Here is a 15,579-nt window from a genome sequence, read left to right as displayed (position 1 = left end):
TAATTTTCTTGGTCATGTAGCTTTGCTTTGACCAACTGAAATAGCCTAAGTTCTCCGTATCAAACGCATACGGAGGGCATTATGTCAGTTGGAACAGGCATTGAGAAACGACTTTTTTCTATTCAGGAAGCCGCCGCCTATACTGGTTTTTCCGAACATACTCTTTATGACTGGATTTATAAGCGGAAGATTGAACACGTCAAAATCTCTCGGCGTGTCTTTATTTCAAGAGACACTCTAGAGAATCTCATCACATCAAATACAGTTAAAGCAAGAGGTATAATATGACCTCTTCTTTTGCTAGCGGTGCGCCTTGCGGTGATGACTGCCGAAGCGTAAGCGAAGGCATGAGCGCAAGCGAAAAAAACCGCCCCTTGTTTAGTTATACACCAAGTGCGGTAGCAATGATGGGAGTAGGAGTTTCATTAAAATTACTGAACTTGATTTATGACAGCAAAGATAAAAAAAATCTTTCGTATTTATTAACGCATGGCATCCAAATTAATGAAACTTTTATATCTCTATACGAGCTTGTTGAGCATCTGAGGTTCAGAAGATATGCTCAATACTTAAATCTTATTGACTCATTTAATAGCCTTGCTCAGGAAAAGAACCTAGCAATGATTTTTGTTACTGCCACATTGAAATCTTCTCGTTTTAATCAAGAAGATGTTTCTATCGTAAAAAAACAATCTGCATTGCTTAGAAATTTTCACCGCGCATTAAGGGACGATAATTTATTCAGGGAGCCAACCGAGACACGCAAGAAGGCTTTAAGAATTTCTCAAGATTGGTATTATATTTCATCTGACTTCTTTCAGTATATCTATACACTTGAGTTTCAGAAAGATTATACGCTTCATTCTCATTGTGCTTATTATGTACCAGATGAAAAGTTGGCTTTTCTTAATTTTTTTGAGGTCATTGAAAGAAAAAAAGCTCATTTTTCTGAAATAGGGCGGACAGAAGTAGTTATTCCTAAAAAATACTATGAGCCCTATTTAAAGCAATTTCCTTTCAAACCATTCGATAATAGAAAGCCTGATTGCTATGCTCTTGAAAACTTCAACATTTCTTCTGGAGATTTCCTTTATATCAAATTCATACATGATGAGACAAAATATCAAAATGATTATTATATGCAAGTCATGAGGTACATCAGCAAGTATGTAATGAAAGGTGCGGGCATAAAATCAGATGGTTCAGGTAACGAGCGTGAGCGCACCGAAGAAAGGCTCATAAAATTTAATAATCTTAGAATGATAACCTATTCAAAAACTCTCGCTCCTTTCTTCGTTTTTAGCCGCTTTTATAAAGAATTGAAGGAACGCAATATCACTCTGTATGAATTAACAAAAATGATTGAATCTGGCAGGGCAGACTATGAAGTTTACCGCAAAGATGATAAAAGCCCGCTTAATCTAACTTTGATTGTAGATGATGATTGTTTTGAATGGAGTAGTGGAAAGTATTCTGTCATAGAACAAGGAGAAATGAGCCATGAAAGTAAATAGCATATGTGTTTTAAAAACAGAAAAAGACATTGATTACAAATTTGTTCTCTATGAAAACGAAACAGTTGATATTTTCAGGGCAAATGAATTGCTTGGAACTTTTGATTTTTCTGACCTTGAATTTCAATTTGAACATCCGGGATTATCAGAAAATAAAACAATTAAAAGTATTATTGATGAACTGCCGACTGCTTCATCAGTAATATCAGTCTTTGGTGATGACTTATGAGAGAAAGAGAAGTAATTAGACATTTGACACTAGAGCTTAGCCCTAAGAAAGAAATTAGATTTGAAGAGTATGATAATAATGAAATTGATATTATTATGGGCTCATGGCGTTTGGGAGATGAAAACTTTAAGCTCTTTCATGCTGATCTCAAAAGATGGTGGCGAGTCTTTAAGAAATATCCTGACCTTCCCGACAGGCTATCAGAAGTTTTTTCTTCAAAATAAAATACAACATTTTTACAACACAGAAACAAAGAAGGGCAGCCCCATAACAAGGACTGCCCTTTGTAAGTTATTGATATATATAAGTGCCCGAAGCCGGAATCGAACCGGCACAGAATTAAATTCCGAGGGATTTTAAGTCCCTTGCGTCTACCTATTCCGCCATTCGGGCTAAACCTTATAGAATCGGTTTAGTTTTATATGCTGAATTGTATTGTGTGTCAATTACCAACGGAAATTTATCATCCATGAAAATTTCGGATGCACGCTCGCTGCAGGGAGAATCCTGCCTTCGCTACGCACGGCGCAGCCCCGTCCCCTGATCATCCACAAAAAAAGGGGAACCGGATTTCCGGCTCCCCTCTGGAAGTTTTCTTAAACAAGTCCGCTTACTTGGCGGCGAGTTCTTTGCATGCCTGATAGATGCATTTGAAGAGCTCTTCGCTGTCGCCGACCTCAACGCATGAGAAGGCGATGCGCAGGTCTGTTTTGCTGGAGGAGATAGTGCCTATACCGTATTTATCCAGCAGGTGTATGCGGAGTTCCTCAGCGTCCACAGTATTCAGCTTAAGGCACATAAAGTAGCCTGAGTTGAAGGGGTAGTAAGTGAACTGGTCTGTGAATTCGCCTCTGCCCAGTATTTCTTTAAATTTAAGCGCTCTTTCCTTGAGCACTTCAAATTTCTGTTTTCTCTGTTTCTCGAAGTCGGGATGTTCCAGAGATTTGAGAACAAGAGTCTGTGAGGGGTGGGGGCAGTTGGAGATTGTTCCCCTTATAAGTCCTGTCACTTTTTTCTCTATAGCGGCAAACATTTTGGATTCGTCTGCGCTGCTTGTGGCACCGAAGGTTATGAAGCCAACACGGAAGCCCCACACGAACTCCTCTTTAGTCGCTCCATCAAGTTTGATGGGAAGAAGGTTTTTGCTCCTGCTCACAAGCTGACCGTAAAGCGATTCGGTTATGCTGTCTTCATAGAAAAGTGTGAAGTAAGCATCGTCAGTAACCACAACAAGCTTAATGCCTTTCTCGGCTATGGCTGTGAGACCGTCGGCAATTGCCTTCGCCTCAGCAGGCAAGGGAGTGTAGCCGGAGGGGTTGTTGGGGAAGTTGAGGATAACAACAGCCTTTCCTTTTATTTTTCCGCATTCCTCAACCTTGGAAAGCAGAGCCTGAACATTGAAGCCGCCTTTCTCGGTAAAGGTTTCGTAAGTGGCGATCTCTGCCCCGTTGATAACGGAGAATGTCAGCCTGTAGTTGCCCCAGAACATGGAGGGGAGAACGACATAATCACCTTTATCAAGAAACATATCCGCAACAATGTTAAGACCGTGGGTGAGCGCGTTTGTTACAACGGGCGAACCTATATTTTTCCCTGCGAGAGCGGGGTTTTCATCGTATATTTTTTTTCTCCATCTCGTTCTCAGTTCAGGCTTGCCGGAAGAGGGCGCATAGGTGAAAACATCCTTAGCGGGCAGCCCTTTGAGATGGTCATAGATGCACTGGAGATACATGGGCTCGCCCTTCTCCATTGCTATGCCTATGGTAGCGTTAAACTTATGAGCCTTTTCCTTAGCCTCAGCCGACTGTGTGATGATGCCTTTGGGCATGTAAATATTCTTTCCGAGGTCGGAAAGCATTTCGTAAACGGCTGGGTTTACTCCGGCTATAATCTCGTTAAGTTCTTTTGCGAGAGCGTTCATTATATTGCCTCCAATTAACGCATGCTACGGGTGGTTTTAACAGTTGCGAATATACAAAAATTATACACAATTTAAAAGAAGAATATTATACTGTGTATGAGCATAACACTATCACCCACGGAGGAACCGGATGAATCTTGAACTACTTCAGGCACTAAAGACGGCACACGACGCAGAGGTGGAGGGGATGAGGTCCTACCTCAACTTCGCCAAACAAACACAGGTTGCAGGCGGCAAAAACATCCTTATTCAGCTTGCCATGGACGAAATTGACCATATGGAGCTCATCAACAGGTTTATGGAACGCATGCTGAAAGGCGAAGTCTACCAGACGGTGGATGTGCCGAAGGCAAGGCTGGACAAGTTTATGCCCAAGGTTGCGGACGCAAGCCTCCAGAAGCTGGACAAAGCCTGTGTGGGCGATCTGGACGCATTGAAAATTGCCCTTGCACATGAGGAAAAGGCGCGTCTCTTTTATATTGAACAGGCTCAGAAAACGGACAACCTTCAGGCGAAAAAGCTGTTCAGTGATCTCGCCGCTGTTGAGCAGAAGCATTATGACATTCTTCAGGCAGAAATTCAGTTCATTCAGCAGGACGGATTCTGGTTTGACATGATGGAGTTTTCTCTGGAAAAATAAGCCGTGACAATAAGATATAATCGCAGATATTTTTTTGACAAATCATATTGACAAACAAATCCGCTGTTGTTATATTCGTCTCTCGTTACGGTTATATTCCCTGATAGCTCAACCGGCAGAGCAAATGACTGTTAATCATTAGGTTGCAAGTTCGAGTCTTGCTCAGGGAGCTTAAAAGAAAAGCCCGATTCCTCACGGAGTCGGGCTTTTTTCGTTTATACTGCCTGAAACGCAGAAACGCCCCCTTTTCAGGGGGCATTTCTATATAAGTTATCAGATTTATGGTACTAAAGCCCGCTGATCATCTCCGCGGCTTTCTTAGGGTTGTGCGGAAGGATCTTTCTGGCAAGCTTAACCTTCTCCAGCTTCTCCCTGTCGTTCTTATTAGCAAGCTCAAGCCTGTGGAGCTTGGCGTAAAGAAGATTGTAATCGCCTCTGGCTCCCGCGTATTTTTTCTCATCGAACGGAATAGAGAAGTCTATCCCTTTGACATCCCACACATTGCCCGAATTTACGAAGGGCATAAAGTCCTCAACGTCCCTGTCATCAACGGTAACAGGTGTTTCGTTCTTCCAGTCGGTGAAAAACATGCCTTTTTTGGTGGCTTTAATGGTGTAGCTTCCGTTAAAGGTTTTCTTCACATCATTCATGTTGTCGTATGTCCACCAAGAGGTGGCTATCTGGTCATGTGATGAATGGCACGAGTCGCAGTCTCTCGCTTTGCCTATTGAGTGGCTCATTTTGTCCATCTGAATCCACGCCAGCATCCTGTCGTTCTTTTTCAGCTTGGATGTGCCGTTCATGATGTACATATCGTTCACTTCATCCGGCTTCCTCTCGACAGAAAAGTCCTTTTCGCTGAGTCTGGCATTGCCTTTGACAGTCGCAGGCTCTATCTCACGGAGAATGAGCTTGTTGACCTTCTTCACATCCTCTTTGATATTCAATACCGCCATGGGATAAGGCTTCATAGGTATCCACACGCCTCTTTCGGGGTGTTTCACAAGCGTGGGCTGGCTTCTTGTGCCGTAGTATTCCTTATGTTTGGTGAGCGCCTTTACCTGCCCCTCCTGCTTGCCGGGACCCCAGAAGGTGAACTGATATGCCCCCACAGCCTGTATATGGCAGGATGTGCAGTCCACGTTGCCGTGTTCCTCACTCTCAAGCGCAGCCAGATATATGTCCTCATGGCAGCTTTTGCAGGATTCGCGGGCGGACTCGGAACTAAGATGACCGTAGCTGTGGTTTTCCATTTTGTGGCAGTCGTTGCAGGTTACACCGTTTGCCATGTGCACATCATCGGGAAGCTCGTTCACGGGGAACGCAAAGGCGCCTCTCATGTAGCCTGCTCCTCTTCTCCTGTCCATGGGTCCGGCGTGACAGATTGTGCCTTTGCCGTTGCCGTAGCATGAAAGGGGTTCGGGATCTTTTTTGAAGGTGTGGCGGGCGTTTGATGCCTTATAGCCCTGATAGTGACAGTCGTTACAGCTTGCGTGGCACTGGTTGCAGTTTCTGGCGGATGCGTCGCTGTGCGCTTTGGGGTACTCCACAGCAAGCTCGCCGCTTATTTCTCCGTGGTTGTCGCCGAACCATGCTCCGCAGTTCTGAGGACCGGGCTTCAGATCGCTGAATGTTTTATATCCTCTCTGGTATCTGTTTTGCCCCATACCGGAAACATTGTACTGCTTAACTTCGTTCTCGTGGCATTTTCCGCAGGTTTGTTCCGCAACGGAAGGGTTGTACGCCATGGTTTCGGGATCGTGATCATGATAAAAAAGCTGTGCGAGAACAGCAATCCCCTGAGCTTTCGCTTTTTCGGGGTCAGGCTTTCTCATCAGGTATGCGAAGGGAACCTTCCCCTGCGGCTGAATGGGGTCATAATTTGTGATGTCTCTGCCTACCGCCTGATACTTGTGGTTTTTGCCCACAGCGGCGTAAAAGGGGCGTGGCATGCCTTCATGCGCCTTTTCAGCTGTCATTTCCGCAGAGTTACCGAGGTGGCAGTCCTCACAGGCGACTTCGCCCATGTTCACTTCCTTCTCTACCTCAGCCGGATCAAGATAAAGCTGAGGGTAACCGAGTTTTTCCATCTCCGCCTTGCTTCCGTGGCAGGCGATGCAGGATGACTTTTCCGCGGCCTGCGCGGCGCCGAAACAGAAAAGCATCATAAGACAGACAATTATAAGTTTCTTCATAAAATAAACCTCCGTGTATGCTGTTATTTATTGAGCAACACCCATGCCACGGAAACAGAAAAGATTATGAGAGAAATTTATCTGATTTAATATACGTTTATGATTTCAGCAAAGGCTAGTTTTTCTATAGGAATCTTGCATTTTGCGAATGCCGTTTCTTGCAATTTGCAAAAAATATATTCATTACTTATTTCTTCGCTATGCAAGATATACTTTTATCTATTGTGTTACCTAATTTTTCAAACATTCTATTTAGCTCTTCTATTTCATATGTTTTTGAAACATCGCTCGTTGCGTAAAAGGAATAATTGTAATGGATTGTCTCAGTAAATTCTTTTCTATCTTTTGCCTTGTAGCTGAGGTGAACCTTAAATGATTGTTCTGGAATTTGTTTTAATGCTTCATAATCTCCGGCAAAGTAGACCACTGACTGTTCCGGTGAGAAATAGTTTATATCAATGTGTATTGGTATATTTTGTTTTATCTCCTTTAGCTTTTCTGTAAATGTTTTGTCAAAATATATTTCAATGTCATAAGCGGGAGCCTTACCAATGTTTTTTATAACCAGTTCCATATATTGTGTTCGTTTAAAACTCTGCAAATATACTGTAATAAGAGGACTTGTTTCAACTTCCCTTAGCTTTTTTGTTTCTTTAGCAAGTTGAATAGTAAAATATACATAAATCGCAATTGCAGAAAGCCATTCAGGTGTGATACTCATAAAACCAACCTCATGTTAACATTATCACCGCTCTATCCGATGCCGTATTCCTTGAGTCTGCGGTATATGGTGGAAGCGTCTATGCCGAGAATTTCGGCGGCTTTTGTCTTGCTGCCTCCGGCTTCGGTCAGAGCGGCTAAGATATGTTCCCGAATAACGTCATCAAGCCTTCTGGAGTTTGTACTCCCTGCCGGACCCTGCATATGAAGTGACGCAGGGGATATTATATGCCCGTTTTCCAGTATCACCGCCCGTTCTATGATGTTAGAGAGTTCGCGGGCATTGCCCGGATATGAATAATTTTCCAGAAACCTCACGGAATCTGCCGAGAAGCCCTCTATCTTCGGGTTTATGTGGCGGAACCTGCCGAGAAAATACTCCGCCAGCGGCATTATATCCTCTCTTCTATCCCTAAGCGGCGGAACCTTAATCTCCACCACGTTCAGCCGATAATACAAATCCTTGCGGAATGTGCCGTTTTCTGCTTCTTCTGCCGGATTGCGGTTTGTGGCGGCGATGAAGCGTATATTTGCCGTTTTCTGCTCCACGGAGCCCAGAGGATAGTAGGTTTTTGTCTCTATGAAGCGCAGAAGCTTTGACTGAGAAGGAAGGGGAAGCTCGCCTATCTCATCCAGAAAGAGTGTTCCCCGCTCCGCCGCGGATACAAGTCCCCGCTTGTTGGAATCAGCTCCGGTGAACGCGCCTTTGCGGTAGCCAAAAAGCTCGCTCTCAAAAAGCTGCTCCTGCATATTGCCGCAGTTCACAGCCACGAAGGGCGCTGTCCTCCGTGAGGATACGCCGTGAATGAAGCGGGCTATGACCTCCTTTCCGCTGCCCGTCTCCCCCGTGATGAGCACACCGCTGTCCGCCTTGGCTGCTCGGGCAGCAAGCTGCATTATATCGTCAAACCTGCGTGATTTATAGACAGGAGCGAAACTTCCGGCTATTTGCCTGCCGAAATCCAGCAGTATACGTATCTGCTCCAGCTTTTTTATAAGAATCTCTGGATCAACAGGCTTGAGTATATAGTCATAAGCACCGCTTTTGATTGCATTTACCGATTCTGTGACGGTTCCGTAGCCTGTCATGAGTATGAGGCGCACCTCGGGCATCTCCTCACGCAGAGCTTCCAGAAGCTCAAAACCGGTCATCCCCGGCATACGCACATCGGACACCACAGCGTCCGCGCCGGAGCTTTTTATATGTGCCAGCGCTGCGGCGGGCTCGTAGAACGCCGTAACGTTAAACTCGTTCTCAAGGCTTTTTTTCAGCAGACCGCAGAGAGTTCTGTCGTCCTCAACTATAACTACTTTCATTAAATTCACACCTTACCGCAGTTCCTTTCCCTTTTTCGCTTCTAACGCTGATTTTGCCGCCGTGCTCGGTTATTATTCTGTGGGTAATGGAAAGCCCCAGACCTGTTCCCTTATCCGGTGACTTTGTTGTGAAGAACGGATCGAATATCTTCTCAAGCTTTTCTGGCTCAATGCCGCTGCCGTTGTCCTCAGCCTCAAGAATAACCTTTCCGCCACTCCTGAAAAGCCTGAACACAACTTTGCCGGATGGGAAAACAGCATCCACCGCATTAACTGCGATATTAAGAAACGCCTGATTTATCAGTGTCCGGCAGCCGTCTATGTATGCGTCCTCAAGCACGGTTTCTATGACGACTCCGCCGCCTGCCCGCATGAACCGCACTGTTTCGCCGACTATTTCCTTAAGGTTCAGCCGCTCCTTTGCGCAGCTGTCATAACCGTCCGCCACGAGGCGCTTCATGGAAGCGATGATTCCGACACACCTTTCCGCCTGTGTCTTAACCGCACGCACCTCTTCGGTGGAGCCGCATTCCTTCTCTATCAGCCCCGCCGCGAGGAGGATTGAGTTCAGCGGTGTTGAAAGCTCATGAGAAACTCCGGCGCTGAGTATGCTTAATGATGAAAGCCTGTCTGCAAGCTCCATCCTTTTCTGTGCCGTTTCCCGCTCTTTTATATGATTCCGCAGGGAAACCGCCATTTCCTGAACCTTGGCGGCTATGTCCCCCAGTTCGTCTGTATAGTCCTCTTTTATCTCGTAATCCAGATTTCCCCTGCCGTAGTTTTCCAGTGCCGCTTTCAGTCCTCCAAGCGGTTTCAGGAATCTTTCGGCAAATATAAAGGCAGTGAGCACAGCCAGAAAGACTGACAGGGAAAGGACAAGCATGAATCCCGTTTTAAGAGCGCGGAGATTGCGGAAGGCGTACTTGGCGTCTATAACAGTACAAACTTTCCATGAAATATCAGTGCCTTCATAGGGGTAGACAGTGGTGTAGCCGAGGAAATCGCCGTTTTTCAGGCGGATTATGCCGTCCAGCCCCTTGACCACCTCATCAAAAACTTCGGCACCGTAGACAGTCTGAAAGCGGTGCTCATGCTGCATCTGGTTTGCGAATTCGTAGCTTTTGTTTTTATGAAAAAGGAAAATTCCGTGGCGCTCAGGGTTAATTTTATTTTTCTCCACTATGAAGGAATGCCCCTCATCACGGTTCAGCCTGTTCACCACCTCGCCGAGTCGCTCGCCCCAGTAGTTCACCACCAGATAGCCCGCATGTCCGCCGCCCGCGAAATAAGGGACGACAGTGCGTATCATTGACGGGCAGAAGCTCACCGCATCGGGGAGAAACCCCCGCTCAAACTTGCTGAAAAGGATCTCCGGTTTATCAAGAGCCGCGGCGTCCTCTATGAAGTCCTTGGATGCTATGTCAATGGGCTCGTAATCCGGCTCGCCGGAAAGATTCACGCACTCCCGCATAAAGACCTGAATCATCCCTTCCCTGTCAACCAGACGTATAGCCTGAACCTCACGGACATTATTGCAGTAGTCCATGAAAAGGGCTTCGGCACGCTCCTTTCCTTCACCGTGGAAAATAAAGCGGCTGTTAACGGGGTTGGTATAAAGACCGTAGGTTACGGAGCGGATATGCCCGAGGAAATCGGAAACCGTCCGTTTGTCCGCCCGGAGAAGCTCGGCGGCGCGTTTCTGTATTTCAAAAAGGACAGCCTTCTGCGACTGAGAATAATAAACACCTGTGGAAAAAACAAGAACCACTGTGACAAGAATGCTGATCCATACCGCAAGTTTTTTGCTCATGAATGAATGATAATACCAGATGAGGAATTAAGTCAAACCGATAAAAAAACAAACACTTCTGTTTATCAGCCGCTGAGGCTGAAGCGCACGGGAAGCTCAACAGTGACTTCTTCTCCGGTGCGGTTTTCGTATGGCGCAGCACGGTACACGCTCTCAAACGCCTCTTTATCCAAAGCCTTAAAGCCTGAGCTTCGTATGATCTCTGTTTTTTCAACTCCGCCGTTTTCCGTGAGGTAAACCCTCAGCATAACTGTTCCGTTCCAGCCCATTCTCCTTGCCAATTTCGGATAAGCAAGCTGCGAGCGTACCTTCTGCCGCATGTGTTCGGTGAGAAAGCTCATTTCCTGTTCGGTAAGAGCGGGAGCGGCAGGCTCAGGCGCTGATTCCGCGAACGGAGCGGAGGGGGAATGCAGTGCCGCCGGTTTTTCAGCGGGCTCAGACTCTCCTTCTGTTTTTTCCTCTGTTCCTGAAGTAATTTCCGCACCGGATTCATCAGGCTCTTCGTGGAACACCTGCTCAACGACTTTCGCTGAAACAGCGGGATGCTCTGCGGGAGGTTTCGGTTTTCGGGATACAGAGGCAGAGGAGGACGGAGCTTTTGCTTCTGAGACGAGGAACTCATGCTTAGGCTCCGCCGCCCTGTATCTGCTTATGAGTGTTACGGCAACGGAACCCCCAGATTCCGCTGTACTTTGTATCTGAATCGGATCCGCAAGATGCAGAACCAGAATATGAACCAGAACGGAAACACCGGTGAAAATAATCAGGCGGAAGTTTCCGTCATCGCGCCTGTCTGCCTGTCTTTCCAAGAAAAGGAATCGCAGATTATGAAGAAAAGAGCCGAGGGTCATCTCGGAGGTCCCCCAGACGCCCCCCGCTATGGCTCCTTTTCTCCATTTATCGTCGCTGCTGTCGGCCAGTGACATATCAAATTTTCATTTTAAGCTTGGCGTAGTATGTTCTTCCCGCCTGCGGCAGACCGTATGAAAGCTCGTATTCCTCATCCGCCACATTTTCCACGCCGACCTCAATGGTGGTGTACTTAACCGGGATAATCTCGGCTCTGAGATCTGCCGTCCAGTAAGTGTCCAGCTCGGTGTAGCTGTAATCGGACTTCTGCGAGCAGCGTCCTTTTTCCATATTCAGCCTGCCGCCGAGAACAAACATTTTTCCTATTCTGTATGAGTGATCCAGATAGAGCTTGTGCTCAGGCACATCAGCAACAGTATCGGAATCATCGCCTTCTATGCTTTTTTCCGCGTCGATGTAGGCATAAGACGCTACAGTGGTGGTGTTCTCGGTGAAATCGCCGCCCAACATCACCTCGAAGCCCTTCATTGTCACGTCATCTATGTTGTCTGAAGTCTGCGCGTCTGATGAGGCATCCGGATCACTGCCGGTGTAAGGCGCTTTAGTGTTGATTTTGTCATCAATCTTTGAATAGAAGATATTCGCCTGAAGAAGAACGGTGTCAAACAGGGACTGCTTAATACCTGCCTCATAGTTCATAGCGGTTTCTTCCTTAAGCCCGGGGTTGGCGAAATAAGTTGTCTGTCCGCCGTTATTATATGAATAACTGGAGTACAGCTCCTTCATTGAGGGGAAGCGTGTTTTACGCGCTGCCTTCACATGAAACACAGTTTCAGGAGACAAATTGTATATTACCGTAGCCTGCGGATTGAAAACCTTTATATCGTCGTTAAGTTCATCCTTGCTGTCCGAAGAGATCGCGTTGTTGACCTCATAGCTGCCGCCGAGGCTGACAATGAACCTGCCCAGAGTAATCCTGTCTTCAACACCGGCGAAGTAGGTTTCCGCCACATCCTTTTCCCATTCTGTCATGGAGGCGTTCTTGGTGCGGTGAACATCCTTTTTGTATTGTCCGCTGAGGATAACGGTATTGATTGCTCCGGTTTTCAGCTCAGTATTGAGGATAACGCCGTTGGAGTAATCATCATAAGCGCTGTCGCACCATGAGGCGCTGAAGCACTCGCTGTATGAAGCGTCAGTGTAACGGTTCATCACATTGTAGTATTCATCCCTGTAAAGCCTTGCAGTGACCGTGTAGCTGTCTTTTCTCAGGCTTCCGAGGAGATAGTATGTATCTTTGTCCCAGTCTTCGTAGTTCCAGTAACGAACGGGGCTGTTGTTTCTGCCGTTGTCCGTTTCCTTTGTGTTAGGAGGAAGCTCAAGGCTGCTCTCTATATGATTTATACCGAAGGCAACCTCACTTCCCTTCGCGAACTCGTAGCCGATTTTACCGGTTACAGTTGCTCTCCGGTAGCCTGTGTTGTCACGCAGACCGCCGTTTTCATTGAGCTCGCTGTATCCGTCCGGAAGCATAAAGCCTTCTGAATCCTCATAAGCAAGAGAAATCATTCCGTAAGCTTTGCCTATCTTGCTTCCCACGCCGATTCTTGTCTGATATGTGTTGTTGGTTCTGTACATAAGCTCAACGGCGGATTCAAAAGCCTTTTCAGGTTTCGCGGTGACAATATTGACCGCGCCTCCCGCGGCGTTCGGTCCGAAGAGAACTGAGCCGCCTGCTGTTTCAACTTCGATCTTATCAATCCCGAATGTGTTGTAATTGCCCAGATCAATATACGCTTCGTAGGGCAGGGCAACGGGAATACCGTCAAAATACACCTGAATGTATCTGTCTGAAAAACCCCTGATATTAAGACGCTTCTCCCCTTTTGAGTTGGGAGCGAAGGATGCGGAAGGAAGCTGCTTGAGCGCTTCCGCAACACTTGAGACCGACCCAGCCTCAATTTCTTCGGAAGTCACTTCCTGCATCGGCTTTGCATTAAGCCATGAAGAGGAATCGGTTATCTCTATTTCCCCGAGTTTATAGATATGCTCCTCTGCCTTTGCGGCGGAGCTGAATACCAGAGCCGCGCCCAGACACGCGGCAGTCAGAATTCTTCTTTGATTGAACATTTCAGTTTCTCCATATCGTTATTCCCTTTGGTACATAACGCTCATACGCTATATAGATCACTATATAGCGCCAGTCAAGAGTAAACTGTCGGAAATTATCAAAGATTTTAAAAAAAAGGGGGTCTCAAGAGAGGAGGTGTTCCAGAAGGATCTTAAAACCTATTATTATCAGTATTATCCCGCCTGCGGCTTCAACCTTTTTGCCGAAACGGGCTCCTATGCGGCAGCCGTATACGGTTCCCACCACTGAAAAACAGGCGGTTATTATGCCGATGAGCAGCGCCGGCTGAAAAATGCTTACATTAACCGCGGCAAGGCTCACGCCAACGGCGAGTGCGTCTATGCTGGTGGCAACGGAGAGCAGGATAAGGCTTAAGCCCTTGGTGGGATCGCCTTTTACGCTGTTCTCCCCGTCATCATCGCTGAAAGATTCCTTAAGTGCCTTAAGCCCTATCACAGAAAGAAGTCCGAACGCCACCCAGTGATCCCACGCGCTGATGTATTCACTGACGCTTCTTCCGGCTATCCATCCTATGACAGGCATGACCGCCTGAAAGAGACCGAAATGGAATCCGAGGCGGAATATATGTCTGAAGGAAACATGACAAAGAAGCACGCTGCATGCTATGGACACAGCGAAAGCGTCCATGGAAAGCCCGACCGCAATCCAGAAAACCTCAAGGAAATTCATATTTACCTCTGTGGAATTTTGCGGCTTAGAATAGGCTATCAGGCGGAATCTTTCAAGCCCTTAAGCCGTAAAATACGAAACAGGGTAAAAAAATCCGCCTGACTGTTTTCTGGAAAATATTACAGGGAAACGCTTACCTGCGGCACTTAGGGCATATGCCGAAGAGAATATGGCTTCTGTTTTTAATGGAGTAGCCGTATTTTTTTGCTATTTCGTCCTGAGCCTCACGGATTTTTTCATCCAGAAACTCCACCATAGCCCCGCATTTTTTACAGATAATGTGGTCATGGGGTTCCTTGCCGATTACGCTTTCATAGCGCACAGAACCGTCGTTGAAGTTCAGCTCACGGGCTATTCCCGCATCGACAAAAAGCCTGAGCGCACGGTAAACAGTGGCGTGTCCTATGCTGGAATCGAACTTTTTGAGAGCCTCATAAAGCTCTTCCGCTGTGGTGTGCCTGCCAAGATCGATGAAGGTGCCGAGGATGATTTCCCTCTGGCTTGTGGCACGGAGTTTCTTTTCGGATAAATGCTCAGAGAGCCTTTTCAGGGCGATGTTCTTTGTCTCTTTTTTCATAATAACAACCGTCTTCTTGTGTATTAAGACCGCATATCAACAGCCTCTATAAAAAACTTATTAGTTTTAGTAAAAATAATCAATATTTTTTTACGGTCTGACCTTTTTAGAAAAAACATTTCAATGACAGGTTCTTCAGCGCTTATGATGTTCACATTGACAAACTATGTTAATGGATTACAATATAATACTATACAACTGGGTTCTAAGCCCGTCCGGGGTGTTAAATGTGCAGCAACTTTATTACGGCAGAAGGCACTATATGCCTTGCCGACGCGAAAAAAGGGGAGAAGTGCGAAATAGCCGGCTTCTGCAAATGCTGTGACAGACAGTCCGTGCGCAGGCTCATTGACTTCGGCTTCATAAAAGGGCGCACTCTTGAAATTGTTGAGGATGCCGGCGACGGAAACCTCACGGTGGATCTCGAAGGGAACAGGCTCTGCATATGCGGGAACCTATCCAGTAAAATAAACATTACACCGTGCAGACACAGGCACGGCAGACACAGATAAGAAGGGAAAAATGGCAGATATGATAATAACCGCGGCGATAATAACCGCAGCCGCAGTTTACCTTTACAGACACTACACAAAACCGGCAGACGGGTGCGGCGGCTCCTGCGGAGGCTGCTCCGCCATGAAAAAAGGATGCAGCGCCGCAGAAACAGCAGATCGCATCAGCTCCGGCGGCTGATAATTATTTCACATCCATAGTAAACAGCGAATCATCCATGCTCTGAATCACCAGAGCATCCACCGGACGGAGCCTGATCTTCTGTCCGCAGTCGACCATAAGATCGCCTTCTCTGGTTCCGGTTATCCACAGCTTCCCCTTTTCGCAGGAAAGACTTGCGCTTTTTGCGCCGTTGACTGACATCATTTTATCTTTCCCCAGAGTCATCTTAAAACTTTTCACGCTCATCTCCGCGCCCTCCCTGCGTTATTTTTATCTTTACCCTTGAGAATAAATATAATAAAACTGTACACAATAACAGTTACAGTTTTTTAGAAATGAACACATAACAG

General features: G+C 46.5%; 17 protein-coding genes and 2 tRNA genes. 8 read left to right on the top strand and 11 right to left on the bottom strand.

What is annotated here, in order from left to right; all coding sequences use genetic code 11:
- Positions 1-81 precede the first annotated feature (81 nt).
- From EP073_RS01025 to EP073_RS01010, 4 genes are read left to right on the top strand one after another with little or no spacing between them, the layout of a single operon-like run.
- Positions 82-288: a helix-turn-helix domain-containing protein gene (locus EP073_RS01025; protein ID WP_128465319.1), complete on the top strand. Its 207-nt coding sequence runs from the start codon at positions 82-84 to the stop codon at positions 286-288.
- A complete protein-coding gene (locus EP073_RS01020) occupies positions 285-1,514 on the top strand; it encodes a hypothetical protein (RefSeq protein ID WP_128465318.1) in 1,230 nt (409 codons plus the stop codon). The genes EP073_RS01025 and EP073_RS01020 overlap by 4 nt, the downstream gene beginning before the upstream one ends.
- Complete coding sequence (locus EP073_RS01015; protein ID WP_128465317.1) at positions 1,501-1,743, top strand: hypothetical protein; 243 nt, start codon at positions 1,501-1,503, stop codon at positions 1,741-1,743. The genes EP073_RS01020 and EP073_RS01015 overlap by 14 nt, the downstream gene beginning before the upstream one ends.
- Positions 1,740-1,967 (top strand): hypothetical protein, encoded by a 228-nt coding sequence (locus EP073_RS01010; RefSeq protein WP_128465316.1) that lies wholly within the window; start codon positions 1,740-1,742, stop codon positions 1,965-1,967. Before EP073_RS01015 ends, EP073_RS01010 begins: the two co-directional genes overlap by 4 nt.
- Before the next feature lie 84 nt (positions 1,968-2,051).
- Here EP073_RS01010 and EP073_RS01005 read toward each other — a convergent pair.
- Both EP073_RS01005 and EP073_RS01000 read right to left on the bottom strand, forming a co-directional pair.
- Positions 2,052-2,136: transfer RNA gene (locus tag EP073_RS01005), tRNA-Leu, on the bottom strand.
- Positions 2,137-2,353: 217 nt separating this feature from the next.
- Positions 2,354-3,664, bottom strand: coding sequence for an aminotransferase class I/II-fold pyridoxal phosphate-dependent enzyme (locus tag EP073_RS01000; RefSeq protein WP_128465315.1), 1,311 nt, complete (start codon positions 3,662-3,664; stop codon positions 2,354-2,356).
- A 130-nt stretch (positions 3,665-3,794) separates the two neighbouring features.
- Between EP073_RS01000 and EP073_RS00995 the strand changes: the two genes are divergently transcribed.
- Together EP073_RS00995 and EP073_RS00990 are read left to right on the top strand one after the other, a co-directional pair.
- A complete protein-coding gene (locus EP073_RS00995; RefSeq protein WP_128465314.1) occupies positions 3,795-4,304 on the top strand; it encodes a ferritin family protein in 510 nt (169 codons plus the stop codon).
- A 97-nt stretch (positions 4,305-4,401) separates the two neighbouring features.
- Positions 4,402-4,474 (top strand) — tRNA-Asn (locus tag EP073_RS00990).
- 117 nt (positions 4,475-4,591) lie between these two features.
- On the opposite strand, the gene EP073_RS00985 is transcribed toward EP073_RS00990, so the two are convergent.
- The 8 genes from EP073_RS00985 to EP073_RS00950 form a co-directional block, all read right to left on the bottom strand.
- Positions 4,592-6,499 carry a cytochrome c3 family protein gene (locus tag EP073_RS00985; RefSeq protein WP_128465313.1) on the bottom strand — a complete coding sequence of 636 codons (1,908 nt, stop codon included), beginning with the start codon at positions 6,497-6,499 and terminating at the stop codon, positions 4,592-4,594.
- Positions 6,500-6,686: 187 nt separating this feature from the next.
- Positions 6,687-7,220 (bottom strand): hypothetical protein, encoded by a 534-nt coding sequence (locus tag EP073_RS00980; RefSeq protein WP_128465312.1) that lies wholly within the window; start codon positions 7,218-7,220, stop codon positions 6,687-6,689.
- Between the two features lie 32 nt (positions 7,221-7,252).
- Entirely contained in the window at positions 7,253-8,536 is a 1,284-nt protein-coding gene (locus EP073_RS00975) for a sigma-54-dependent transcriptional regulator (RefSeq protein ID WP_128465311.1), read from the bottom strand.
- Positions 8,517-10,346 (bottom strand): sensor histidine kinase, encoded by a 1,830-nt coding sequence (locus tag EP073_RS00970; RefSeq protein ID WP_128465310.1) that lies wholly within the window; start codon positions 10,344-10,346, stop codon positions 8,517-8,519. The genes EP073_RS00975 and EP073_RS00970 overlap by 20 nt, the downstream gene beginning before the upstream one ends.
- Before the next feature lie 65 nt (positions 10,347-10,411).
- On the bottom strand, positions 10,412-11,272 hold the full coding sequence (locus EP073_RS00965) for an energy transducer TonB (protein ID WP_128465309.1): 861 nt from the start codon (positions 11,270-11,272) through the stop codon (positions 10,412-10,414).
- 1 nt (position 11,273) lies between these two features.
- Complete coding sequence (locus EP073_RS00960; protein ID WP_128465308.1) at positions 11,274-13,286, bottom strand: TonB-dependent receptor plug domain-containing protein; 2,013 nt, start codon at positions 13,284-13,286, stop codon at positions 11,274-11,276.
- A gap of 124 nt (positions 13,287-13,410) precedes the next feature.
- Positions 13,411-13,977, bottom strand: a complete 567-nt coding sequence (locus EP073_RS00955) for a manganese efflux pump MntP (protein ID WP_128465307.1) — start codon at positions 13,975-13,977, stop codon at positions 13,411-13,413.
- A 133-nt stretch (positions 13,978-14,110) separates the two neighbouring features.
- The gene (locus EP073_RS00950) at positions 14,111-14,554 is read right to left on the bottom strand and encodes a Fur family transcriptional regulator (protein ID WP_241654022.1); all 444 of its coding nucleotides are present in this window, start codon (positions 14,552-14,554) and stop codon (positions 14,111-14,113) included.
- A 227-nt stretch (positions 14,555-14,781) separates the two neighbouring features.
- Here EP073_RS00950 and EP073_RS00945 point away from each other — a divergent pair, with 227 nt between their 5' ends.
- A complete protein-coding gene (locus EP073_RS00945; protein ID WP_128465305.1) occupies positions 14,782-15,066 on the top strand; it encodes a FeoA family protein in 285 nt (94 codons plus the stop codon).
- A gap of 10 nt (positions 15,067-15,076) precedes the next feature.
- A complete protein-coding gene (locus EP073_RS00940; protein ID WP_128465304.1) occupies positions 15,077-15,247 on the top strand; it encodes a FeoB-associated Cys-rich membrane protein in 171 nt (56 codons plus the stop codon).
- A gap of 3 nt (positions 15,248-15,250) precedes the next feature.
- Here EP073_RS00940 and EP073_RS00935 read toward each other — a convergent pair whose 3' ends face one another.
- Positions 15,251-15,469 carry a DUF2917 domain-containing protein gene (locus tag EP073_RS00935; RefSeq protein ID WP_164885231.1) on the bottom strand — a complete coding sequence of 73 codons (219 nt, stop codon included), beginning with the start codon at positions 15,467-15,469 and terminating at the stop codon, positions 15,251-15,253.
- Between the last annotated feature and the right edge of the window lie 110 nt (positions 15,470-15,579).

It is taken from the genome of Geovibrio thiophilus (assembly GCF_004087915.1).
Lineage (GTDB): Bacteria > Chrysiogenota > Deferribacteres > Deferribacterales > Geovibrionaceae > Geovibrio > Geovibrio thiophilus.
This window is presented reverse-complemented; position numbering and strand designations above follow the sequence as displayed.

Bases quoted from the DNA above. Each gene is read 5' to 3' on its own strand.
- EP073_RS00980 (WP_128465312.1), bottom strand. From the start codon at position 7,220: ATGAGTATCACACCTGAATGGCTTTCTGCAATTGCGATTTATGTATAT.
- EP073_RS00960 (WP_128465308.1), bottom strand. From the start codon at position 13,286: ATGTTCAATCAAAGAAGAATTCTGACTGCCGCGTGTCTGGGCGCGGCT.
- EP073_RS01020 (WP_128465318.1), top strand. From the start codon at position 285: ATGACCTCTTCTTTTGCTAGCGGTGCGCCTTGCGGTGATGACTGCCGA.
- EP073_RS00955 (WP_128465307.1), bottom strand. From the start codon at position 13,977: ATGAATTTCCTTGAGGTTTTCTGGATTGCGGTCGGGCTTTCCATGGAC.
- EP073_RS00975 (WP_128465311.1), bottom strand. From the start codon at position 8,536: ATGAAAGTAGTTATAGTTGAGGACGACAGAACTCTCTGCGGTCTGCTG.
- EP073_RS00940 (WP_128465304.1), top strand. From the start codon at position 15,077: ATGGCAGATATGATAATAACCGCGGCGATAATAACCGCAGCCGCAGTT.
- EP073_RS01000 (WP_128465315.1), bottom strand. From the start codon at position 3,664: ATGAACGCTCTCGCAAAAGAACTTAACGAGATTATAGCCGGAGTAAAC.
- EP073_RS00950 (WP_241654022.1), bottom strand. From the start codon at position 14,554: ATGAAAAAAGAGACAAAGAACATCGCCCTGAAAAGGCTCTCTGAGCAT.
- EP073_RS00965 (WP_128465309.1), bottom strand. From the start codon at position 11,272: ATGTCACTGGCCGACAGCAGCGACGATAAATGGAGAAAAGGAGCCATA.
- EP073_RS01015 (WP_128465317.1), top strand. From the start codon at position 1,501: ATGAAAGTAAATAGCATATGTGTTTTAAAAACAGAAAAAGACATTGAT.
- EP073_RS01010 (WP_128465316.1), top strand. From the start codon at position 1,740: ATGAGAGAAAGAGAAGTAATTAGACATTTGACACTAGAGCTTAGCCCT.
- EP073_RS00970 (WP_128465310.1), bottom strand. From the start codon at position 10,346: ATGAGCAAAAAACTTGCGGTATGGATCAGCATTCTTGTCACAGTGGTT.
- EP073_RS01025 (WP_128465319.1), top strand. From the start codon at position 82: ATGTCAGTTGGAACAGGCATTGAGAAACGACTTTTTTCTATTCAGGAA.
- EP073_RS00995 (WP_128465314.1), top strand. From the start codon at position 3,795: ATGAATCTTGAACTACTTCAGGCACTAAAGACGGCACACGACGCAGAG.
- EP073_RS00945 (WP_128465305.1), top strand. From the start codon at position 14,782: ATGTGCAGCAACTTTATTACGGCAGAAGGCACTATATGCCTTGCCGAC.
- EP073_RS00985 (WP_128465313.1), bottom strand. From the start codon at position 6,499: ATGAAGAAACTTATAATTGTCTGTCTTATGATGCTTTTCTGTTTCGGC.